Consider the following 24,206-nt stretch of genomic DNA (forward strand, 5'->3'; position numbering starts at 1 on the left):
AATTTATCCGCTGAACTGAATTCGGTGTAATTGTGCATAAGCACCATCATGCGCGATTAGCTCAGCATGTGCGCCCCTTTCTACAATATGACCATCATCAACCACTAGAATCTCATCAGCTTGCTCGATCGTAGAGAGTCGGTGTGCGATAACTAATACTGTTTTGTCTTTCTGCAGTTCTTCTAGTGCAGATTGAATCGCTCTCTCTGACTCGGTATCCAGTGCAGACGTTGCCTCATCAAGAATCAAAACTGGTGCATCTCTCAATAGCGCTCGTGCAATCGCAATTCGCTGTCTTTGACCACCTGATAGATTACCACCATTCTCGCCAACAACCGTATCAATACCGTTTTCCATGTTTTCGATAAACTCACTCGCATGGGCAAGTTTAGCTGCATGTTCAATCTGTTCGCGGGAATATTCATCGTGTGCGGCGTAAGCGATGTTGTTCGCGACCGTATCATTAAATAGGTGCACATTTTGAGATACAAGAGCAAAGTGCTCCCGCAGGTTTCTCAATTCGTAATCACGAATGTCGTGGCCGTCAAGCTCAATTGAACCTGAGTCTACATCATAAAAACGAGTAAATAGGTTGGCAATGGTACTCTTGCCCGAGCCAGAACGCCCAACAAGCGCAACCGTTTTACCTTTCGGTATATTGAAGCTGACCTTATCAAGTGCTGGTTTCTCTGCTCCTTCATAAGTAAACGTGACATCTTTTACTGCAACTTCACCCGTTACAGATTCAGGCTTCAACGTCCCTTTGTTTTGCTCAGTATCTAGATCCATCAAACCAAATAGAGTTGTACTCGCTGCCATACCGCGTTGGAACTGAGACGTTACACTAGTTAGTGCTTTTAATGGGCGCATTAAGCCGAACATCGCAGAGAAAATAACAGTAAATGTGCCGGGGGTTAACTCAGCTCGAATAGAGTCAAAGCTAGCTAAGATCAACACAGTCACAACGGCAACAGACGCAATCATCTGAATTATTGGGTTAGCGGCTGCTTGTGCTGTTACTAACTTCATACTCTGTTGGCGCATTTGGTTACTAACTTGATCAAAACGTTGCTTCTCTATGTCTTGACCACCATAAGTTAGAACTACTTTATGTCCTTTCAACATTTGCTCTGCAGACGACGCCACATGGCCCATACTTGTCTGCATATTTTTAGAGATCTTTCTGAATCGCTTAGAAACTATGGTAATAGCCCAAGCGACAACGGGTGCGACAGCAAATAGAACTAAAGACAACTGCCAGCTATTCCAGAACATCAGCGTCAACAAGCCAATAATACTTGCACCTTCACGGACAATACTGACTAACGCTTTACTGGTTGCTGCAGACACTTGCTCTGAATCGTAAGTAATTCGAGATAGCAATGCGCCTGTCTGTTCTTTATCGAAGAAAGAAACAGGCATGTGCATGAAATGGCTGAAAATCTTACGACGAATTTCCATCACCACATTGCCAGAGACCCAACTCAAGCAATAGGTTGAAACAAAGCCACTGACGCCACGAACGAACATCATGGCAAAGATAATAAGTGGAAGTGTACGTAAAAAGTCAGATTCAGCATTACCAAAGCCTTCATCAAGTAACGGCTTTAGTAAGGAAATCATATAGGTATCAGAAACGGCATTTATAATAAGCGCAATTACCGCAACACCTAGGCCGGCCTTATATAATCGAATATAAGTCCAAAGTCTTTTAAATGTGACCCAGGTAGTTTCATCTGTTTGTGTTGACATAGAATCGCTTAATTTTCTCACAATAATCTATCTATTCTACTCCCTTACGGAGCATCTGCCTATACCACTGCCCGCCTTGTTGTTCTCTAATCGCATGATATTGCCAACCTTCTTTGCTAAGAGTGATGGTTATTTGTCCGCTTTCTCCAGTATCTAGCCAAGTACTCCCCGCTTCCTGATAACGTTCAATAACAAACTCACTCGGCATTCCCCACTGGTTGCCTTTGGCAAGAGAAGCTATCGCCAGCTGAGGAGACACCGCCTCAATAAACGACTTAATCGATGACGAATCGCTGCCATGATGCGGAACCAACATAACATCACTCCTTAGCTGTTCTCCTTCACGAGCAAGTAACCACTCACTTACCAGTTCAATATCACCAGTGAGCAACATTGAGAAATCAGCACTATGATCTGAGATCTTGACCACACACGAATGTGGGTTATACGCCCTCTTTACTTGCTTAGGCGGCCACAACACCTCAAAAACAACATCTTGCCAGTTCCAAACCTCTCCAATAGTACATGTTTGAATATTAGACGGGGCTTGAGTGATAGATTGGCGTTCTTGAATAATGTTCTGACTGGTTCTTATCCACTTTGGCGTATAGTTCTCAAGTAATGCCGGATAACCACCAGCATGGTCAGAATCGAAATGACTCACAATCACGCCTTCTAATTCATAAATCCCCCGCTGATTCAAAGTAGGAATCAACAAAGACTCAACAACCGAGCCTCCTGGCCACGCATTGCCAAGATCATAAACAACAATCTGATTGTTCTTTTCCAAGACCAAAGACAACCCATGCCCAACATCCAAGATATCAATAGTTAGTTTGTCTTGCTGGGGTTTGCTGAACTCCCACCACAGCACAAACACTGCAGTTACCAATATCGATAATGTTCGCTTGAAATACCGACTAACAAAGCTCAAAAACAAGATAAGGAATACTGATAATGCAATCGTCTGATTATCGACTTGGATCCAAAATCGCTCAGAGAAAGGAAGACTAAATACGAGAGGCTCAAGCGATAAGTCGACTAACTTCCACAGCTGACTGACCAAATCATTGTCTAGCGCTGTTATACCAACCACGCCAGACACTGACTCCGATATTAAGCTTAGAAACATTGCCAGAAACAACAGCGGGATCGTCACCATCGATACCCAAGGCAAAAGGAACAAGTTGTAGAAAACAGAGACTAAACTGACTCCTTTGAAAAACAACATCGAGGAAGGCGCGATAAGGAATGTCAGCATCAGTTGAAGCTTAATAAGTTGGAGTGCGTGGTCGATAAATGTAAAGCTTGAAGCTGAGCGCTGAGTATTACAGGCGATATAGAAAACAGCGCCCAATGCACCAAAGGACAACCAAAAACTGCTCGACAAAGCTGAAAACGGCCAAATCAGCAGAACCACGCACACACTTAAAGTAACATACCGAAGCAAACTGATATTTTGCCCACGCCACAAGAAATAACTCGCGATAACGCACATCACCAAAGCTCTCAAGGTTGGCAGCGTGAACCCAGCAAACCAACTATAGAAATACGCCAAGCCGAGCCCGAATATTGTAGGTAACCAAAGAAATGAAGGGGAAAGTAGCCTGAATATCTTGCCAATCTGATAGCCAATACCAAAGGCAATCCCAATATGCAGCCCCGAGATAGCCATCAAGTGAATCAAGCCACTGCTTTTAAGCAATTCCCACCGCTGAAGCGGAATAAGGTCTCGATATCCAAAACTCAAAGCCATAATGAGGTCTTGATTTGCCAGCAGACTTAACCTTTCAAGGCTGGTTTCAAACCATCGGGCGCGCAAGTTAGTGCTAGAATGAATTCGGTACTTGGTCTCAGCTCTGTAAGTTGCATTGGCAACCACGCCAGCACTAAACAAGTACTTTTCTCGGTCAAAGCCGGCTTCGTTGAGTTTGCCCCATATCGGCTTTATTGAGGCCGATAAATAGACATCATCTCCAAGCGTTAGCTTGAAAGGAGTAAACAAACGCAATTTTATCAATTGAGGAAAGATTAATTTTTCGCCGCCAATTGATCTGACTACTATTACGCTTTCAAAACCGTGGCTATTTTCACTAAAAAGGCTAACAACCGACGCATTTATGGTAGTATTCTGCCCTGATTGGAATAAGCGACTCGTTTGTATTTCAATCGCATTCCCTAGGCAGATAACTAGTATCAATGCTGTTACTGGACCTCTTGCACTCCGGAAAACGCTATACTTTGTTGATGCTAGCAGTAACAACAGCATCAATGGTGCCCAAACCCAATGTGGCATCACAGGCCAGAAGCTGGCAGACACAACTGTCGCAGCAAATGAAATCAAGAACCAAGTGTTAAACAAGAGAGTAGCTTCCTCCTATGCCAAGAAAGTTTATCAAACGATTTATGCCTGACCATGATCTAATCAAGCGTCAGAAAGCATTGAAAGTTTTTGGCAATGTTTTGTACAACCCCAACTTATGGTGCCTTAATCGTCGCTCTGCGGCTGGCGCGTTTGCTGTTGGGTTATTCATGGCGTTTGTCCCTCTACCAAGTCAAATGATTATGTCTGCAGGCCTTGCTGTCGCATGTGGCGTTAACCTGCCTTTAGCTGTCGCACTTGTTTGGATCAGTAACCCGGTTACCATGCCTGTTCTCTTCTACTTTGCTTATAAAGTCGGGGCGTTTGTTATGCATGTGCCACCGCAAGCCTTCCATTTCGAATTGTCTTGGGACTTCATCTTGGCGCAAATGAGCACTATAGGGCCTCCGTTCTTATTGGGTTGTCTGATTTGTGGCGTGGTTTCAGCAATGATTGGCTACTTTGGTATTCGCGGTTTATGGCGCTACTCAGTAGTAAGAAGTTGGAAGAAGCGACAAGCAAGGCACTGAACGCCATTTCTTGTTATTCAATCTAACCTTGTATGCGCTTCACTTAAAACGTACACAAGTTAAAATCGGATGAGCTACTTACCTCTGCAAGATTGGCATGTAACGAAAGTCGTAAAGAACACGAATTGAATTCAATAAAAAAGGATCCCACTGGGATCCTTTTTTGTATCGACTGAAAACTGACGGCCTGTTATTTAGGCGAATGCTATTTAGAACTCAGCACTGAGGCTGGATTCAACTTCGCCGCGCGTGATGCTGGGTACCATGTCGCCAGTAAACTCAGCACAATCGCAGTGCCGGAAACCACAACAACATCCGTCATATCAAGTTGTGATGGCAAGAAGTCGACAAAATAGATATCACCGGACAAGAACTGGTGATCGACCAACTTTTCAAGTCCTTTGATTAGTGTCGTGAGATTAAGAGCGACTAGCACACCTATTGCACTGCCCACTAAACTGCCTAACACGCCTGAGAATACGCCCTGCCAAACAAAGATGCGCTTCACAAGGCCGTCTGATGCACCCATGGTTCTTAAAATCGCGATCTCTGATGCTCTGTCTTTTACTGCCATCATTAGCGTCGAGACAATATTGAAACAAGCCACACCAATAACCAGTACCATCACCAGATACATGATGGTACGAACGAGTTGGATATCTCGATACAAGAAACCAAACTTCTGCTGCCAGCTTCGTAGATACACATACACATCAAGCTGATTGCCCACTTCACGCACAATAGAGTTCGCGTTCAGCACATCGGTCACTTTTAAAGAGACTCCAGTTACCGCCTCACCTAAGTTGGCGTAGACCTGAGCATCACCAATCGGAATCAGAGCCAAGCTGTGGTCAATCTGGCCATTAAGCGTCAGCAAGCCAACCACTTTCACTCGAACACGCTTTGGCGCCTGAACCTTCACAGAACCGTTTACCGCTGGAATCATCAAAGTCAGATAATCACCGACTTTCGCACCCAGCACATTCGCTACACCAGAACCTAAGATGATTTGTTGTTGCCCTGCTTTAAACTCACTCCAAGCTTGCTTATCGATAAAACTCGACAGGCTCGATACTTGTTGCTCAAGTTGTGGGTCAACGCCGCGAACTTCAATTGCTTTGAGTTCTTTGCCCTTTTCAGCAAGCGCTGTAATTTTTACATAAGGCGCAGCAGCAACGACTTTATCGTGCTTAACCGACTCCTCAATCACGTGCTCCCAACGAGTCACAGGCTCATTCACGCCTTCAAATTCACCATGAGGAATGACAGAAAGTACTCGTGATTGAAGCTCTCGCTCAAAGCCATTCATCGCAGATAAGCCGATAATGATCACCGCGACACCAACCGCAATACCAATGGTCGAAGACAATGAGATGAACGACACCATCTTGTCTCGTTGTTTCGCACGGCTAAATCGGCCGCCTATCAATAGAGATAAAGAGGAAAACACTTAGCTCTCCTCTTTTTCTACGTTGACCAGTAAACCATCTTGCATGTGAAGTTGGCGATCCATCTTACCGGCAAGTTCACCATCGTGAGTCACGACCAAAAAGGCAGTATCGTATTCACGGTTCAGTTCACGCATTAAGTCGTAAATAGACAGTGCGGTGTTATGGTCAAGGTTACCGGTTGGTTCATCCGCCAACACTAGCGCAGGCTTATTCACCAATGCACGAGCAATCGCCACACGTTGCCTCTCGCCACCAGAAAGCTCTGAAGGTCGGTGGTCCACGCGGTGACTCAATCCAACTTTGTCCAACAAACGTTGTGCTTCTTGCTTTGCTTTAGCGGGCTTTTTGCCGCCAATCAATAACGGCATCGCCACGTTTTCTAAAGCTGAAAAGTCAGATAGAAGATGATGGAACTGATACACAAAGCCAAGATGCTGGTTGCGAAGCTTCGCCTGCTTATTCGAACTCAAAGATGCTAAATCTTGACCAAGAAAACTCACACTGCCCGCAGAAGCATCGTCTAATGCGCCTAAGATATGCAGTAAGGTACTTTTGCCCGAGCCAGAGGTACCGATGATTGCTACTAGCTCACCCTTTTCGATGTCAAAGCTGACTCCCTTGAGCACCTCAGTATCTAACGAGCCTTCACGGTACGTTTTACGGATATCATTACATTGAAGAAAATTACTCATAACGAAGGGCCTCAGCAGGTTTCACAGACGATGCACGATAAGAAGGGAATACAGTGGCAATCAGGCTAAGTGCAATAGCCAGAACCACAACAACAGCGATTTGAATTGGGTTAATCAAAATTGGTAACTGTCCACCAAAGGAGAATAGAGCAACGCCCATCGCCTCTAAAATAGTATTAAGGTTCATCGCTAGAGCAACGCCTAACACACCACCAGAGAGCGCACCAATCACGCCACTACTTGCGCCTTGAACCATGAAGATCCCCATGACTTGACCATCAGTCATGCCTTGGGTCTTAAGAATCGCGACTTCAGACTGCTTCTCCATCACCACCATGATAAGTGCTGAGATAATATTGAAAGCAGCAACACCGATGATAAGCCCAAGCATTAAACCCATCATGTTTTTTTCCATACGAACGGCTTGGAATAGCTCACCTCGTTGGTCTCGCCAGTCGCTCCACAACCAACCTTCCGGTAATGGCTGAGTTGATAACTCTGCGACTTCAAACGGGTCTTCAAAAAATAGTCGCCAGCCTGAAATAGTGTCTGATTTATAACGCATCAAACGCCCAGCGTCTTGGATGTCTGTCACCATCAGTTGAGCGTCGATATCAGAACCTGTATTGAAAATACCGGCAACGGTGAAATTTCGTTGGCTTGGAATACGACCTAATGGGGTGTATTGGCTAGCGCTGGTCACCATCAAGCGAACTTTGTCACCCATAGATACCTTCAAATTTCTCGCCAAAGTATGACCGAGGAACAACTGATATTGACCCGCTTTAAGTGAAGACAATCTGCCCGCAATCAAGTGGTTCTGAAGAGGGTCATCTGAATTGGGTTCAATGCCAATTAACAAACCCGCAGATAATTGAGCCGGACTCTGAATCACTGCCTCACTGCGGACAATCGGTTCAACGTGACCATTAAGCGAGATTTGCTCTGCAAAATTAGGCGCTTGGGCAAAAAGAGAAGTGGTGCCACCTTGCTCATAAACCACCGCTTGAGGAAGAACTCCAAGAATTCGGTCTTTTAACTGCGCTTCGAATCCATTCATTACCGATAAAACAGTAACCAAAGACAGCACACCAATGGTGATACCTGCCGTCGACATATAAGAAACAAAACGGCTAAAGCGATCACCTGAACGGCCTTTCAAATAGCGTAGGCCAACAAACAACGAAATAGGATGAAACATACTTTGAACCATCTAAAGGGGATGCGGGTTAATGTAACGGGTATTGCTGTTACTGTGTAGGGGTTAATTGAAAATATAGAGTGAATTAACTCAATTAGTTAGGCTTGAAAAACAGAACCTTGTCAAATAGCCAAATTTCAAACAACTATTTGAGACTTTCAATTAACTGACCTTGATTACTGCGGCCACATAGCGATAATCAATAGATCACTTCAAGGAACTAACGCATGACAGAACAAGAGTTTTTCACCGTTCACCATAGCCTTACCGCTAATATTGAACCAATGGACAGCGGCTTCACTTTACCTTCTCAAATTCAATTCGAATCTGAGATCCCAGCACCATTTGTGGTGGCAAGTGAATTTAGCCAATTGGATCTGTTAGCTGACAGCGCTCGAGCGGAACTGAAAAACAGCGACTTGAAGAATGTCACCAGTTTATTGGATGCACAAAACTCAAAATTAAACCTCTTGTTGAGCTTTATGTTATCGCAGCAAGATGATGAGAAATTTCGCACTCACACCTATTCATTTGGTGCGAGTCAGTTTTCCTGCTTTTCAAAAGCAGACATCGAACCGGGTCGCTTAGTAAAAGCCAAACTTTTTCTAGAGCACCCAGCTGCAGCCATTTATTGCTACGCAGAAGTATTTGCTAGCGAGGCGAAAGACTCAGGTTTCGAAATCAAATTTAAATACGCTCATCTTCGCGATACCGACCAAGACCTGCTAATTAAAGCGGCACTTTATCAACAACAGAAACTCTTGCGTCAACGCTCTCTAGACCGAGATAACAAGTAAATTAACATGACCAAAAAATCCATATTTACACTACCTAAACTTAAAGGTGCCGGTGACAAAAAGCACATCGGTAACCTAGTCGGTTCGTCTCTCGCTCTTGCCATTGCCAAACTCGCAGAGCAACACAACAGCCATACCGTCTTGGCTGTACCCGACCCACAAGTGGCGCTTAAGCTTCAATCTGAAATTGAACAGTTTACGGCACATGAAGTCGCATTATTCCCTGACTGGGAAACGCTGCCATACGATAGCTTCTCGCCGCACCAAGAGATCATCTCAGATCGTATCGCACGCCTTTACGCACTGCCAACACTAAAAGATGGCATCACGATCGTTCCGATCAGCACGTTATTGCAACGCCAGTCACCGCGAGACTTTTTGCTACAACACACGTTAATGGTGAAAACGGGCGATCTCTACTCGCTTGAGAAACTGCGCCTACAGCTTGAAAAGTCAGGCTATCGCTACGTTGATCAAGTGTTTGGCCCAGGTGAATACGCAAGTCGTGGTTCGATTCTCGACCTGTTCCCGATGGGCAGCAAAGACCCGTATCGTATCGATTTCTTCGATGATGAGATCGATACCATTCGTACCTTCGATCCTGAAAACCAACGTTCTATTGAAGACATCTCTGAGATCCGCCTGCTGCCTGCTCACGAATTCCCAACCTCGGAAACGGCAATTGAAGATTTCCGTATTCGTTGGCGCCAACAGTTTGATGCCCGCCGCGAACCAGAATCGGTTTATATGCAGGTATCTAAAGGCACATGGCCTGCTGGTATTGAGTATTGGCAACCACTGTTCTTCGATCACACAGAAACCTTGTTTGATTACGTTGCCGATGAAGCGCAACTGCTGATTCTAGGTGATGTCGAGACTGCAGTAGACTCATTCCTAACGGACGTTGCTCATCGATACGAACAGCGCGGTGTTGACCCATTACGGCCACTTCTCACGCCTGAACAACTGTGGCTGAAGAAAGACGAGCTGTTCGCACACTTCAAACAGAAGCCACAAGTCAATCTGAGCTTAGATTCAATTGAAGAGAAAGCTGGACGTACCAACCTTCCGGTTGTGTCTCTTCCTGATCTAAGTGTTCAGCATCAGAATAAAGAGCCACTCGCAAACCTAAGAAAGTTCACTGAAGCCTTCGAAGGCAAAGTCGTCTTTTCAGTTGAGTCAGAAGGTCGTCGTGAGGCTCTGAGTGAATTACTTCGAGGTATCAAAGTTCGTCCAAGCGAAGTTGAAAACCTCGATGCGGCGATTAAAGGTAAACATAAGTTCAGCCTGATCCTAGGGTCAGCGGAACATGGCTTTATCCACGAAGAGCAAAACATCTCCCTTATCTGTGAAAGCGACCTGTTGGGTGATCGCGTTGTTCAGCGCCGTAAGAAAGACAAGAAAAGCGTTAACAGCGATACTGTCATTCGTCACTTAGCCGAACTTAAACCGGGTCAACCTGTTGTGCACATTGACCACGGTATTGGTCGCTACATCGGCTTGCAAACACTCGAAGCCGGTGGCATGAAAACAGAATACGTAACGCTGGAGTATCAAAACGATGCCAAGCTCTACGTGCCAGTTGCTTCTTTGAACTTAATCGGGCGTTACTCGGGTGGCGCTGAAGATTCTGCACCGCTACATAAACTCGGTGGCGAAGCGTGGCAAAAAGCGCGTAAACGCGCCGCGGAGAAAGTCCGTGATGTTGCAGCAGAACTACTTGATGTTTACGCTAAGCGTGAGCTAAAACCTGGCTACAAGTTTGTACTCGACCGCGGCCAATACGCGACTTTCAAATCTGGCTTCCCGTTTGAAGAAACCGATGACCAAGCGATGGCCATCAATGCTGTTATGTCTGATATGTGCCAAGCCAAAGCCATGGACCGTTTGGTGTGTGGTGATGTTGGCTTTGGTAAAACCGAAGTCGCGATGCGTGCAGCATTCGTTTGTACCGACAACAGCAAACAAGTAGCGGTTTTAGTTCCTACTACTCTACTTGCTCAGCAACACTTCGAAAACTTCCGTGACCGTTTCGCCAACTTGCCGATTCGTGTTGAGGTTCTATCCCGATTCAAATCAGCTAAAGAGCAAAAACTAATCATGCAAGATGTCGCCGACGGTAAAGTGGATATCCTAGTCGGGACTCACAAGCTGCTTTCGAGCGATATTAAGTTTAAAGACCTAGGCCTGCTGGTTGTCGATGAAGAACACAGATTTGGTGTACGTCAGAAAGAGAAAGTGAAAGCGATGCGTGCGGATGTCGATATTCTAACGCTTACTGCGACACCGATCCCGCGAACGCTGAACATGGCAATGAGTGGCATGCGTGACCTTTCGATCATCGCTACACCACCCGCACGACGCTTGGCAATTAAAACCTTCGTTCGCGAGAGTGATGATGCCATCGTCAGAGAAGCGGTGCTGCGTGAAATCATGCGTGGTGGCCAGGTTTACTTCCTACACAACCAAGTCGACACGATTGAGAAAACAGCAGAGTCATTGCAAAAGCTGATTCCAGAGGCGCGCGTGACTGTAGCTCATGGCCAGATGCGAGAGCGCGAACTGGAACGCATCATGAATGACTTCTACCACCAGCGCTTCAACTTACTGGTGTGTACAACCATCATTGAAACCGGTATCGACGTACCAACGGCAAATACCATCTTGATGGACAGAGCCGATAACCTTGGTTTAGCACAGCTGCACCAATTACGTGGTCGTGTAGGTCGTTCGCACCACCAAGCTTATGCTTACTTGTTAACGCCACACCCTAAAGCAATGACCAAAGATGCGATCAAGCGATTGGATGCGATAGCTTCGCTCGAAGACTTGGGCGCAGGCTTTACCCTAGCAACTCACGATTTAGAGATTCGTGGTGCGGGTGAGCTGTTGGGTGATGAACAGAGTGGTCAAATCCAGTCGGTTGGTTTCACCTTGTACATGGAGATGCTTGAACAAGCGGTTGAAGCGTTGAAAGAAGGTCGAGAGCCTTCGCTTGATGATCTATTGCGTGAACAAACTGAAATTGAGATGCGTCTGCCTGCACTATTGCCAGACGACTATATTCCAGACATCAACACGCGTTTATCAACATACAAACGTATTGCGAGTGTGAGTGACACCGACGAATTGGCAGAGTTGAAAGTCGAGCTGATTGATCGCTTCGGCCTTCTGCCTGATGCAACCAAGAACTTGTTATCAGTTTCTGAGCTAAAATTAGCCGCAGCGTCTATCAAAGCGAAGAAAATTGAAGCCCACGATAAGGGTGGATTCTTAGAATTCTACCCGGATGCTGACATAAACCCGACCTACCTTGTTAAACTGTTGCAATCTCAACCGCAAAAGTTTTCAATGGAAGGACCAACAAAGTTCAAGTTTACGATACCATTGGTCGACAGACGGAAGCGAATTCAATTTGTTAGTGATTTATTGGGCGAATTCAGACAAAACTTGCTGCCTTCAGCATAAGACCCAATCCACTTGCACATATAAATTATCCAGCCGGTAGTTCGGCTGGAAGACGGAGTAAAAATGAAAAGACTGATCCCACTGCTACTATTGTTCGTCTCACTGCCAAGTTTGGCGCAGAGACAATTTGATATAGAAGTGATCATTTTTAAGCGCGCTGTTGATGCAGAGAAGGTGAACGAATCTTGGCCAAATACACAGCCTAAGATTTCACTTGAACGCGTTGGTTCATTTCAAGATACCCAATACCGAGCAAAGAAAGGCGTTCAAATGCTACCTTACTCGGAATACAAGTTAACGCCTCAGAAAGACAAGCTACGTAAACACGCTGGCTTTGAAGTTCTGATGCATACCGCTTGGCGTCAAGGCGACCAAGGTAAGAGCTCGGCACCTGTTTTCCATATTCAAGCAGGTAAAGATTTCTCTAAACAGTTTAATGCTGATGGCTCTGAAAAAGGCGCAATCACTGCAGGCAGCGCTGATGGGTTCCAAGAAGAAACCATTGATAAGCCACTCTACGAATTAGACGGCAAGCTGCAAATCTACGTTCAGCACTACCTATACGCTGAAACGACATTAGATTTAAAAGCGCCAAGCGTTCGTGAAGTGACTCTACAAGAGCAACAAATTGAGCTAGATTCACCAGTAAGTGGCGCAGAAAGCAACGTCCAGGTGGGCAATCTAACTGAAATTTCTCCGACGGTTGAAGTCCAAGAGTTCCTTAAGAGCTACCGCATGGACCAAAAACGTCGTATGCGCAGTACAGAAACTCATTACCTTGACCACCCACTTCTTGGAATGGTGATTCAAGTTAGACGTGTAGCGCAGTAAATTACTTGCCGATTCGGCTATAATTATATAAATAATTCAATCCGCCCTCCTAGTGAGGGCGTTTTATTAAGTGCTATCTATCTTTATTCTGTACTGACTCTCTTTGCTCAGTACTTACACGTTACTTGGTACGCTCTATGAGCCCTGAATTTCAGATCAACACACAAAATCTTAGCCTTAAAATCATTGAGGCCTCAGATGCTCAAGAATTTTCTCAGCTGGTTAAGTCCTCCCCTAGCTTGCTGCCATGGGTCGACTGGTGTCATAAAGAGTTTTCTATCGTCGAGGCCGAGAAATTTATTCTGGCAACTCGCCTGAACTGGGTGAAAGCCGATGCGTTTGGCTTTGGCATCTTTGAACGAAAAAGCGATAAGTTAGTCGGTATGGTTGCCATTAATGAGCTTTACCACACCTTTAATATGGCGAGTTTAGGTTATTGGGTCGGTGATGACTTTCAAAGGAGAGGGATCGCCAAAGAAGCGATGTTCGCCCTATTTGAATTTTGTTTCGCGCAACTCAAGTTAACGCGTTTGGAGATTGTCTGCGATACCGAGAACCTACCCAGCCAAAAGTTGATCGAGAAGTGTGGCGCTGAGCGAGAAACCATTGCCCAGAATCGATTTCTGTTTAACGGTAAGCCGAAAGATGGCGTGGTTTATTCTGTGCTACCTCCAACGTCTTAACAGCAGAAATGAGTTCAACACCTGCGATAATCCATAATCGACACGATCAAAAAAGAGCTCCGAAGAGCTCTTTTTTATTATCAGCGTAATGCTCTGAGAAGGCTTACCTGATTAGTGAAGCTTTAGGTTTGGACGAAGTACACGGTTAATACGACCAACCAGCATCATCAGTGATGTTTTGATTAAGCCGTGAAGCGCCATCTGGTGCATGCGGTACAAAGAGATGTAAACCACACGAGCAATACGACCTTCGACCATCATCGAGCCTTTCGTCAGGTTACCCATCAAACTACCTACCGTAGAGAAACGGCTAAGTGAAACTAGCGAGCCTTTGTCTTTGTAGATGTAGTCTTTCAGGTCACGACCGTTCAACTTAGCAATGATGTTGCTGAATGCACAGCTTGCCATTTGGTGAGCCGCTTGTGCACGTGGCGGAACGAATGAACCGTCTGCTTGTGTACATTGCGCCAAGTCACCGATTGCAAAGATGTTGTCATCCAGTGTTGTTTGCAGCGTGTTCTTCACAACCAACTGGTTGATACGGTTGGTTTCAAGACCACCGATATCTTTCATGAAATCTGGTGCTTTGATACCTGCTGCCCATACCATGATTTGAGCTGGGATCTTGTCACCATCTTTGGTTGTTAGGCCGTCAGAATCCGCCTGAGTCACCATCGTATTCGTACGAACGTTCACACCAAGCTTGGTTAGCTCAGAGTGTGCTGCACTTGAAATACGAGGAGGTAGAGCTGGAAGAATACGCTCACCCGCTTCAACTAGGTTTACGTTCAGCTTGCTTGAATCTAGGTCGCCGAAGCCGTAAGTACGAAGTTCTTTAACGGCGTTGTGTAGCTCTGCAGAAAGCTCTACACCAGTTGCACCAGCACCAACAATCGCGATGTCTACCGTGCCTTGACCGTTCTTAGCGTGAAGCTTTAAGAACTGATTGTTCATTTCTGTACGGAAACGGTGTGCTTGCTCTGGGCTATCAAGGAAAATACAGTTGTCACGAACGCCTGGAGTGTTGAAGTCGTTTGACGTTGAGCCTAGCGCCATCACTAGAATATCGTATTCAAGTTCACGGCTTGGCATCAGCAGTTCACCGTGCTCGTCTGTAAGCTCGCTTAGTGCAATCACTTTACGCTCACGATCGATGTCGTTCAGGCTGCCCATTTGGAAATCGAAGTAATGGTTTTTTGCGTGTGCGCGGTAGCTTAACGCATCAACACCCTCGTCCAATGAACCCGTTGCTACTTCATGAAGTAATGGTTTCCATAGGTGGCTTGCTTTACGGTCTACCAGAGTAATCTGGGCACGCTTTTTACGACCTAAAGTGCGGCCTAGCTTAGTTGCTAGTTCTAGACCACCAGCTCCACCGCCTACTACGATAATTTTTGTCACAATGACAATCCTCTACAAAATGAATAAATGGGGTTCGGCTCGATTACTCCAACCGATAAATTCTATGTATCTACTAGGCCTTGAATGCGAAGGCTGTACAAATTGGATTACCGCGAAAAAGAATAACGACAGCTCACCGAGTAGTTAGAGGGGTTACAAGCAACAAACATTGGCTTGCCGCTTTGCTCACTTGGATAAAAAAGGTGACTACCTGAGAGGTAGAGCACAAATAATGGGCAAGTTTTATCACTCGCTCTCAATTTTTCTTGATATTTATCAAAATATTTTGCTTGGGAACATTATATATAGCAAAAAGATGACCGCAACAAAAATCCTTACCCACAATGAGGATTCGCGGCGAATTAGTTAACGTTTGCGCAAACTTATCTTTAAATGCTCAAACTCTTCAAAAAAATAACTACAACCATTTGATTAATGTTCGGCTCTTGGGTTCAGATGTAAAAAAAGCAGCACTCAATTGAATGCTGCTTTTATAAAATAACTGGAATAATTAAGCGTTTTTAAACGCTTTCATTGTCTGCAAGTGCTGAGAGATTTTTTTGAACTTATGACTCTCTTTTTCGTCCCAGATGACATCATAATAATCTTCTAACGCGGCAGCTGTTTTGGTATTGTCGTGAATCTCATCTTCACGAGAAAGCACCACTAAACAGCGACCTTTGTTCTTCATACGATATTGAGCAACACACTTAGTCGCGATGTCTTCGTACTCTTCTGGACGGTCAATTCGACCTACCATGTTGTTCTCAGGGTGCAGATTCGGGTTGAACACCACCTGCTTAATACCACATAAGAAACCAATACGTTCAGACCAAAAACCACCTAAGCCTACACCACAAATGATCGGATGCGGGTCATCGGATTGCTCTATCACTTTATGCACTTCTTTTAGCAAATGTTGCATGTCGTGTTTTGGATGCAAAGTACTGTAGTTGATGAAACGAACGTCATCATCAATGAATTGCAACTGCAGTATTTTTTCGTGATTGCCCGGGCTAGTTGAGTCGAAGCCATGTAGATAAATAATCATTAGTACCTCCTTGTTGAATATTGGTACGTTTTAATTAATCTAACATGAAAAATAAGGTTTTAAAGGGAACACGAACGAAATTATATTTTTCACTTCCTAAACGTGATCCTAGCTACATAAAGTGTGACTCAGCGCCTCTGCTTCACGCAGATAACTTTCATCGCCCCAGAGCTGATGAGCAAGCAAATACCACAGCATCGCCATCATTTGGCTTCTTGGTAACCATGCTTCTACCCCATCAAGCCAAGGTTGGGCATCATGGATGCCTCGCAGCTGACAGTACTTGTTAACGGCTTCAGCAACTGGTAATCCTGCAACAGCAATGGTCAACGTAAGATCAAGTCTAGGGTCAGCTAATGCTGCATATTCCCAATCAATAATCTTAATCCCATCGCTATTTCTCACTAAGTTATAACCACCTAAATCAAAATGGCACAAAGACAGGTCAACATTTGGGATACTTGGAGCCACGCGCCACTCTTGATAAATCTTGGTGCAGGTTTCAGTCTTATGAATCGAATCAAGTTGCAGCCAGTAATGATCGACTCGCGCTGTGAAACTGAACGGTTGGAGCGGCAATCGCGCGGTGTTAACCAAATGCACCGAGATCAGAGTCTTCAACAAATCATCAAGCTCTAAGCCTTCGTAAAGCGTCTTACCCGCAATCCATTCAACCAATAAGCCTTGCTCATTGACCACTATTGGACTTGGTCCAATACCTAGACGCTCAATTGCGGAAAGCACTTGATACTCTTCATGACGAGAGATAAAGAAGGCTTTGGTGATGGGAGTGATTGGACGCCAAACATACGCAGTGCCATCGGCTAACACCAACTTCCAACATCGATTAGTCAACCCGCCGGTCAGCGTTTGAGCTCTAACAGGTGGCTCAGAAAAGTAACCATCAAGCGAACTCAAACTGGTATCAAGAAGCTTAGCCTCAGACCAAGAAAAAATTGCCATATTTACTCCCTATAAACGTCTTCATTTCCCTACAAAAAAGACACTGACCAAAAGCCAGTGTCTCTTCATAAACAGCACATCATGCACTGCATTGGCGTGTGACCAAGCTATGTGTGGCCAAGCTATGCGCTGCCAAGACTAGACGCGGTCAAAACTGGCTGCGTTTAGTTGGCAAGTAAGCGAAATTAAAGGCCTAGTAGGCTCTTAGATTGTTGCTTACGGATTTCAGTCTCGTCAGCCCATTCAATCAAGCCAGACTCAAGATCCATTAGACGCATCGTCATTTTGTAGTAAACGTCTTCGTCGCTACCGTCTTTCTTAACGATGCTTGATAGGTTGCCGTACAGCATGTATTGAGCACCGACCATTTTACCGAATTGAATTGCTGAGCTTTGGTTTACAAGCTCATCATTATTTTGGAAGTTCAATTGGTCACGAACAGACTCTACACGGTCCATATCAACGAAACGGAACTTACCAGAGTTCAGCATCTTAGTACTGATAGTGTCAGTGATTGACTCAGTATCGATGTGCTCACTTGTTTTGTTCTTGATTCGCTCTACAAACACGATTGGACGCTGTTCACGAGTAATGTAAGACACAGAACCAGACGCCATCATGCTATCGACCATTTCACCCGCAATCGTTTGAAGGTCAGTTGAACCGAAATCGATTGTCGTGGTTTCTACTGCTTGTGCATCACCGTAGCTTACCTTGTTTGAACAACCGCCTAAAATAACCGCTAAACCTAGTAGCGCAATGACACTCTTTTTCATTTTGTTTCCTCAACTTATCACTGAGCGGGGTTACCCACACTCTTAAATTCTTGTATTTACGAATCATGAGACCCGTTTAATCTAACTTACTGCTCTCGGAACTGGACTCTGAACTGAGTCGCTTTCGGGTTTACCGACACTTCCGACAACGAAATACTTTCAAAACCACGAACAATCGCTTGCTTCCAAGGACCTTGTTTAAGGTTGACCTCAAGCCCGGCATCGTCGTACCAGTAAAAACGATAAAGAATATGTTGATCGCCTTTATAGTTACTGTTTAAACGAACGATTCCTCGCGTATGACCGTCGACCAGATCGGTGCGAATATCTTCAACCTGTAAACGGCTGCCCAATACCTTGTCACCAAAGAAAACGTTCTGAGTCAGACTATCGACCCTTACGCCAGCTGTATTATCAGCACAACCAGCCAGAGCCATAACCGCTGCTAAGCTCACTAACCACTTTTTCATTACAGCCTCCCTAGCTGTTTATGCCACATTGTTGCATTGTTTCCTTGTCGAGAAATCCACACCAAGGTGGTCTGCCCTCCTCGAATATCAAAGTCGTACGTTTTAGCGCCCGCTTCCAACGTATATTGACCGCTGTTTGCTACAAACGTGCTGCTCTTAATCTCTGCAGGTAATGATTGCCAACTACGAGTGTCTGGTTGCTCTGTCAGTGTGTTCCACACGTTGAACAGAATATTACCGACATCATCGCCTTTGGTTGCCTCTTTACGAATGCGATCTTTCGCGACTACACGTAGCGCTTGGCGAATAACAATGCTCGTCATACGTTCAGATAGATCGTTCTGCGCCATCGCGTTTACATCAGTGATCAAATGTTCTTGTAGCGGCTGTCCGCTGATTCGCAAGGCAGAAAAGCGCTCTACGTTTTGACTTGGGTAATATGGCAGCGCAAGAGAGTATATTGCCCCCTGATCGCGACTGTCATAAACAGGTAAATCCAGTCGCCAACTGTCCATAGCTTGTACAGCGCTCTGCTCTTGAAGAACAATCACTCGCCCTTCACCTGCACTAAGTTTAGAAGATTGCTTATAGCGTTTTTCTAACGTCGCTAAATCTTGTCGCATCCCTAAACGAGCGGCTGTTGCCATGGTTCTATCGATGATTTCTTGGTTCTCTGGCATCACAGCCAAAGCACGACGATAGTCAACGTAGGCGCTGTTTAAGTCATTTGACGCTTCATAAAGCAGACCAGACAAGAACATCAGATACGCATTCTGTACTGACTGTAGCTTTTTACCCGCATCAGGGTAATTAGCAAGGATGCTACCCACATTGGCAGACAAGCCTTGCTTCTTCGCATCGCTGGCTGCTTTGTCTAATTCTGCTTCGCGTTGCTTCTTCGCTTGTTCTTGAACTTGGTTGGCGCGACGCATTTCGATCACCGCACCTTCTAAGTCGTTTTTCTTAAGGTAATTTAAACCGAGATATAGATGAAGAAAGCCCAACTCATAATCGGCTGGCACATACTCGGTAATATTGTCATTCACAGCCAACGCACCCACACTGGTTGCACTGTCTGAGATTGAGATCACGGCTTTGCGTTGCTGCTCAGTAACCGCCTGATCAGCCACTTCAAACGAAGCCTTACTCTCAGGGTATTTTTGATCCAGCAGATTAATTCTGCCTCTTTCAAAGTTATCAAGGATGTCGCCTGCCGCGTAATCTGGTAGCTCTTGCTGAGCCTCTGAATAATCTCCAGATTTAACGGCTTGGTAGATCGCTTTGTTCTGTGCGCTGTAATGGCTGAACAGGCTTCCTGCAGACATACTCGCACAACCTACGGTCAACGCCGATAACAGGGCAATGGAAGCGAATCTAAACTGTTGCTTCACTTATCGTCTCCGTGCATGTTTAAAATGCCTACTTTATTAGGGTCTGCTGACCTTTAATGGTCTCATTATCAAAACGAAACGTGTTGTAAAAAGGATCTCAAGCCAGTTGAAATCCTACTGATATAGCCTCTGCCTAAGCGATGCCGACATTCAGACAACAGATAGAACTTAAAGTTGGCATACAAACTACAAATTTTCCAACTAACTACTTGTGTTAACCCACTAATGAGCGCGTTTAAACTAGCTCATTAGCTTTCATTAACTCGTTAGCTTTTCATTAGCTCATTAATAGGGGGCCAAGTGGACGACCACCAACCAAGTGCATGTGAATATGATAAACCTCTTGGCCACCGTGAGAGTTACAGTTCACGATAAGACGATAGCCATCTTCTGCGATGCCTTCTTCTTTTGCTAACTTACGAGCAACAGTAAACATGCGCCCCATCATCGCTTCATCTTCGACTTCAACATCGTTGGTTGTCGGAATCAGCTTGTTTGGGATGATTAGGATATGGCTTGGCGCACGAGGGTTAATATCGCGGAATGCGGTTACTAAATCGTCTTGGTATAGTAGATCTGCTGGGATTTCTTTGTTGATGATCTTAGTAAAAATGGTTTCTTCAGCCATGTTTCTCTCCGATAAAACATTTATTTTTTAATGCTTTGAGTATGCGCTATGCCGCATAAAACCACAATAAATCTGCTTTAAAGCATAATAAAAAACACCGTTCAAATCAAAGAAAACGAGCCTTAGCTCTCAAGAATGGCATGTTGGTTATAACTGAGCGTTATTTTTGACGTATGCGTCATAAAACGCGTAAGCCGAGCTCAATAGAATGCTGACAATTTTGTTAGTTTTACTTTGACCTGACATTAGGTCTGCATTTTTATTTAGGGAGAAAGCCATGAAGGGATCTGTGATCAAGCGTATGTACGCTGGTTTCGCACTGATCATCATCATGTTCGCAGTCACGATAACCATCATGATGAACAGCATGAATCAGATACACAGCAATTTTGAGAGTGTCTCAGAAACCTCATTGCCACTTGTTGCGCTTTCAAATCAAACAAGTGTTCAATTGCTTTCTGCTGATAAGTCATTCAAAGATTTCTTAACCACACAAAACGCTGAACGCATGTCTGCAATGCGTACAGAATTTGCTGCATCACAAAACTCGTTTTCAGAAGTTCTCGGTAGTTTAGAAGCGGCAAGCCAAAACAATGCTTCACTTATTGAACGTATCGCGCAATTAAGAGCAATGGAAGAACGCTACTTCGCCGAAGCTGACGAAGCGATGAACAACTACGTTGCGATGTTCGAAGCGCAAGAACAAGTGCAAAAAGCCTCTCGTGACTTCCAACGTTTACATTCAGAATTAACCGTTGGCATGAAAGAGTACGTCGCCGACCAAAAAAGCATCTCTGTAAAAGTGATGGCAAAGAGCTACTTCATTAAACTGCAAGACGCAGAGGTCATCACCTCTGATGCACTAGCTAGCTCTGATGTTGCCTTCGTTCAGAAAGCCGTTAACCAAAATAAAAAGGCCGTTACTCACCTTAACTATGCTTATCGCGGTCTATCAACACAACTACCAGCACTTAAAAATGTCTTCGATGAGTCGGTTCAGAAGTTCACCAAAGACGTTGGTCAGAAAGGTGGCGTACTAGACAAACACAACAACTACCTACAAGCCAAGCAAGCGCTGTACGTGAACATCGCCAACCTAGCTGTAGAAGTTGACCAAGCAATGGCTGTTTTGGACTCGTTCAACGTAACTGCTGAAGAGCAACTCAACTCATCACTAGCAGACGCAAGCAGCATCTACGACAAAGGCCTATTCAACGCGATTGCAATTGGCATTGTTGTAACCGTGTTCGCAGCTGCAATTGGTTACCACATTGCACATAGCGTACGAGAGCCATTAACTCGCATCCTCGGTACGTTAGAAGGTCTAACCGAAGGCGATATGACTCAGCGTATCGATATTCGCTACGACAACGAATTCAGCCGCGTGAGCCGTCACATCAACACCTTGGCTGACAACCTACACAACATCCTTGTGAAGCTGAATGACGCTTCAGATGACTTAACTAAGACTGCAAGCGTCAACCAGAAGACGTCATCTGAAACGCAGGCTCAACTGAACAGTCAACGCGAACAAACCGCTACCGTTGCGACCGCAATGACAGAGATGTCTCATTCTGTACAAGAAGTGGCGAACAGCGCGCAAAGCTCACTCACCATGGTTCAACAAGTAGAATCGGCTTCTGAATCTGGTCGTCAGATAATGAACACCAACATCAGCACCATTAATCAGCTTGAGGTTCGCCTGACTGAATCGGTGGGAGCTGTAGGCGAACTGCAACAGATGAGTAGCCAGATTGGTTCAATCCTTGACGTTATTCGTGGCATTGCTGAACAGACCAACCTACTTGCACTTAATGCGGCAATCGAAGCAGCGCGTGCAGGTGAACAAGGTCGTGGTTTTGCAGTCGTTGCTGATGAAGTACGAGTGCTAGCACAGAAGACCACTCAATCAACCTCTGAAATCGAGACTATGATCAGCAATCTGCAATCAAGCTCGAAAACGGCAAGTAACGTAATTGAAAGCTGTATGAGCGATATGGACATGTCGGTTCAACAAGCTTCAAGTGCAAACAGTGCGATGGAAGAGATCCAAGCCTTGATTCTAGAGATCAGCCACATGAGTACACACATCTCTCAAGCAGCCGCTGAGCAGAGTGAAACGTCTGGTGATATTGCACGCAACATCGAAGACATCAACCACATCGCAGATAAGAGTTACCAAGCGATGTCTTCAATTGCGGAGGCAAGCCAAAACCTAACAATTTTGGCGAATCAGCAAGGTGATTTAGTACATCAATTCAAACTATAGATAAATGAAGAATCGATAGATATTTAGTGAGATTGTTGAGACTTCTTACCCAATAGTGGTGACTAATTGAGCTAGGGCAACTTTTATCAAGGGTTGCCCTTGTTTTTTATGAGCTTTGTCATTATATGATTATTAAGGCTTGCTGCTTCCCGTTTTTTCTTTCACCTTTATGAGCGAGCCGCTATTAAGGAATTTATATGGCTGTTCATGTTGGCATTATCGATCAAGACCCCATTCGCTTGCTCACCCCATTACTTGATAACCGAACGGTCAGCACTCACATCGTGTTTATCGGTGACAAAAATCAAGTCAGTATGTACAAACGTTTAGACAGCGTTTTGCACAAGCGCGACATTACGAGTGAGTTTTTCGAAATTCCGACCATCGTAAATACATCTGTCATTAAAGAATCTATCCAAACCCTTGCCGAAGACCTCAAAGCACGCGGTCAAGAAGTGAAGCTCAACGCAAGTTGTGGCCTCCGTCACCGCCTACTTTCTGTGTACGAAGTATTCCGTACTTACCACTGGCCAATCTTCGTGGTTGAACCAAATAGCGACAAGCTTTGCTGGTTGTACCCTAATGGTAAAGAAGACGCACAAGTTCAAGACCGCATCACTATCGACGACTACCTAACTGTGTTCGGTGCTCGCGGTGAATTCAGCGATGTTCAGCTGTCTCCGCAACTGGATCAGAAACTTTATGAACTGGGTGAACGTTGGGCAAGTAACGCACTCGAACTAGGCCCTGGCCTTGCGACATTGAACTACCTAGCAACGACCTGCCGTAAAGAACAAAAACTTGATGTAGGCCTATCTGAGAAGCAACAAGGCTATCGCGAGCTCAACATGCTGTTGAGCGATTTGGTTGAAGCTAAAATTGCGACTTACGACAATGGTATTTTGACCTTTGCCAACGAAGACGCGCGCCGCTTCTCAAACGGTGAATGGCTTGAAACATTGGTTCACAGCACAGTTAAGCAGATCCAAGATGACATGCCGACCATTCAAGACCGTTCTTTGAATGTTCAGGTATACCGTCAACTGGGTGAACGTGAGGTTCGTAACGAGCTTGATGTTGCCTCTGTGGTGAACAATAAGCTGCACATCATCGAATGTAAGACCAAAGGCATGCGTGATGATGGTGATGACACCTTGTACAAACTGGAATCGCTTAGAGACCTGCTAGGTGGCCTACAAGCACGTGCAATGTTAGTGAGCTTCCGCCCTCTTCGCCATAACGACATCACACGAGCTGAAGATCTTGGCCTTGCATTGATTGGCCCTGACGAATTGAAAGATCTTAAAACACACCTAACGGCATGGTTTACAGCTGCGGGTGGCAGTGAAGATCTAGAGTACTAAAAACCAATAAGCTCATGAGAGCTCAATGCTCTTAAGCAGATTGTTAAAAAGGCGAATGACGATTAAATCACTCGCCTTTTTTGTTGTCTGTTTTCTCTATTGATTACTTTCAGACGGCACAAAAAA

Annotated in this window: 19 protein-coding genes; 7 read left to right on the forward strand and 12 right to left on the reverse strand. The window is 45.0% G+C overall.

Annotated features, from left to right (window positions below; genetic code table 11):
- Positions 1-3: 3 nt before the first annotated feature.
- Positions 4-1,752, reverse strand: a complete 1,749-nt coding sequence (gene msbA, locus AB4623_RS03230) for a lipid A ABC transporter ATP-binding protein/permease MsbA (RefSeq protein WP_248640654.1) — start codon at positions 1,750-1,752, stop codon at positions 4-6.
- A gap of 31 nt (positions 1,753-1,783) precedes the next feature.
- Positions 1,784-4,114 (reverse strand): DNA internalization-related competence protein ComEC/Rec2, encoded by a 2,331-nt coding sequence (locus AB4623_RS03235; RefSeq protein ID WP_372099813.1) that lies wholly within the window; start codon positions 4,112-4,114, stop codon positions 1,784-1,786.
- Between the two features lie 17 nt (positions 4,115-4,131).
- Here AB4623_RS03235 and AB4623_RS03240 point away from each other — a divergent pair, with 17 nt between their 5' ends.
- On the forward strand, positions 4,132-4,644 hold the full coding sequence (locus AB4623_RS03240) for a DUF2062 domain-containing protein (RefSeq protein WP_017060232.1): 513 nt from the start codon (positions 4,132-4,134) through the stop codon (positions 4,642-4,644).
- 205 nt (positions 4,645-4,849) lie between these two features.
- Here the strand turns inward: AB4623_RS03240 and lolE are convergent, their stop codons facing one another.
- The 3 genes from lolE to lolC are packed head-to-tail and all read right to left on the reverse strand — an operon-like array spanning position 4,850 to position 7,988.
- The gene (lolE, locus tag AB4623_RS03245; protein ID WP_017060231.1) at positions 4,850-6,094 is read right to left on the reverse strand and encodes a lipoprotein-releasing ABC transporter permease subunit LolE; all 1,245 of its coding nucleotides are present in this window, start codon (positions 6,092-6,094) and stop codon (positions 4,850-4,852) included.
- Positions 6,095-6,787, reverse strand: coding sequence for a lipoprotein-releasing ABC transporter ATP-binding protein LolD (gene lolD / locus AB4623_RS03250; RefSeq protein WP_372145745.1), 693 nt, complete (start codon positions 6,785-6,787; stop codon positions 6,095-6,097).
- A complete protein-coding gene (gene lolC / locus AB4623_RS03255) occupies positions 6,780-7,988 on the reverse strand; it encodes a lipoprotein-releasing ABC transporter permease subunit LolC (RefSeq protein WP_372145747.1) in 1,209 nt (402 codons plus the stop codon). The genes lolD and lolC overlap by 8 nt, the downstream gene beginning before the upstream one ends.
- A 227-nt stretch (positions 7,989-8,215) precedes the next feature.
- Here lolC and AB4623_RS03260 point away from each other — a divergent pair, with 227 nt between their 5' ends.
- The 4 genes from AB4623_RS03260 to AB4623_RS03275 all read left to right on the forward strand — a co-directional run bounded on the left by AB4623_RS03260 (position 8,216) and on the right by AB4623_RS03275 (position 13,767).
- A complete protein-coding gene (locus AB4623_RS03260; protein WP_017065300.1) occupies positions 8,216-8,785 on the forward strand; it encodes a hypothetical protein in 570 nt (189 codons plus the stop codon).
- A 6-nt stretch (positions 8,786-8,791) separates the two neighbouring features.
- Positions 8,792-12,253, forward strand: coding sequence for a transcription-repair coupling factor (gene mfd / locus AB4623_RS03265; RefSeq protein WP_372145748.1), 3,462 nt, complete (start codon positions 8,792-8,794; stop codon positions 12,251-12,253).
- Between the two features lie 63 nt (positions 12,254-12,316).
- A complete protein-coding gene (locus tag AB4623_RS03270; RefSeq protein WP_017065298.1) occupies positions 12,317-13,084 on the forward strand; it encodes a peptidoglycan binding protein CsiV in 768 nt (255 codons plus the stop codon).
- A 137-nt stretch (positions 13,085-13,221) separates the two neighbouring features.
- Entirely contained in the window at positions 13,222-13,767 is a 546-nt protein-coding gene (locus tag AB4623_RS03275) for a GNAT family N-acetyltransferase (protein WP_017060225.1), read from the forward strand.
- Between the two features lie 111 nt (positions 13,768-13,878).
- On the opposite strand, the gene AB4623_RS03280 is transcribed toward AB4623_RS03275, so the two are convergent.
- The 7 genes from AB4623_RS03280 to hinT form a co-directional block, all read right to left on the reverse strand.
- Positions 13,879-15,168: an NAD(P)/FAD-dependent oxidoreductase gene (locus AB4623_RS03280; protein WP_009847154.1), complete on the reverse strand. Its 1,290-nt coding sequence runs from the start codon at positions 15,166-15,168 to the stop codon at positions 13,879-13,881.
- Between the two features lie 511 nt (positions 15,169-15,679).
- Complete coding sequence (ycfP, locus tag AB4623_RS03285; RefSeq protein ID WP_017093527.1) at positions 15,680-16,219, reverse strand: alpha/beta hydrolase YcfP; 540 nt, start codon at positions 16,217-16,219, stop codon at positions 15,680-15,682.
- 108 nt (positions 16,220-16,327) lie between these two features.
- On the reverse strand, positions 16,328-17,182 hold the full coding sequence (locus tag AB4623_RS03290) for a phosphotransferase (protein ID WP_372145749.1): 855 nt from the start codon (positions 17,180-17,182) through the stop codon (positions 16,328-16,330).
- Positions 17,183-17,367: 185 nt separating this feature from the next.
- The gene (gene lpoB, locus AB4623_RS03295; protein ID WP_017107631.1) at positions 17,368-17,958 is read right to left on the reverse strand and encodes a penicillin-binding protein activator LpoB; all 591 of its coding nucleotides are present in this window, start codon (positions 17,956-17,958) and stop codon (positions 17,368-17,370) included.
- A gap of 86 nt (positions 17,959-18,044) precedes the next feature.
- Positions 18,045-18,428, reverse strand: coding sequence for a YcfL family protein (locus tag AB4623_RS03300; RefSeq protein ID WP_017060222.1), 384 nt, complete (start codon positions 18,426-18,428; stop codon positions 18,045-18,047).
- On the reverse strand, positions 18,428-19,819 hold the full coding sequence (locus tag AB4623_RS03305) for a COG3014 family protein (protein ID WP_371720824.1): 1,392 nt from the start codon (positions 19,817-19,819) through the stop codon (positions 18,428-18,430). The genes AB4623_RS03300 and AB4623_RS03305 overlap by 1 nt, the downstream gene beginning before the upstream one ends.
- 277 nt (positions 19,820-20,096) lie before the next feature.
- The gene (hinT, locus tag AB4623_RS03310; protein WP_017065295.1) at positions 20,097-20,447 is read right to left on the reverse strand and encodes a purine nucleoside phosphoramidase; all 351 of its coding nucleotides are present in this window, start codon (positions 20,445-20,447) and stop codon (positions 20,097-20,099) included.
- A gap of 277 nt (positions 20,448-20,724) precedes the next feature.
- On the opposite strand from hinT, the gene AB4623_RS03315 reads away from it, so the two are divergent.
- Both AB4623_RS03315 and AB4623_RS03320 read left to right on the forward strand, forming a co-directional pair.
- The gene (locus AB4623_RS03315) at positions 20,725-22,716 is read left to right on the forward strand and encodes a methyl-accepting chemotaxis protein (protein ID WP_048609363.1); all 1,992 of its coding nucleotides are present in this window, start codon (positions 20,725-20,727) and stop codon (positions 22,714-22,716) included.
- Between the two features lie 197 nt (positions 22,717-22,913).
- Positions 22,914-24,080, forward strand: coding sequence for a DUF1887 family protein (locus AB4623_RS03320; protein WP_017065293.1), 1,167 nt, complete (start codon positions 22,914-22,916; stop codon positions 24,078-24,080).
- Positions 24,081-24,206: the final 126 nt, after the last annotated feature.

It is taken from the genome of Vibrio sp. 10N.222.52.C12, from assembly GCF_041474215.1.
Classification (GTDB): Bacteria; Pseudomonadota; Gammaproteobacteria; order Enterobacterales; family Vibrionaceae; genus Vibrio; species Vibrio crassostreae_C.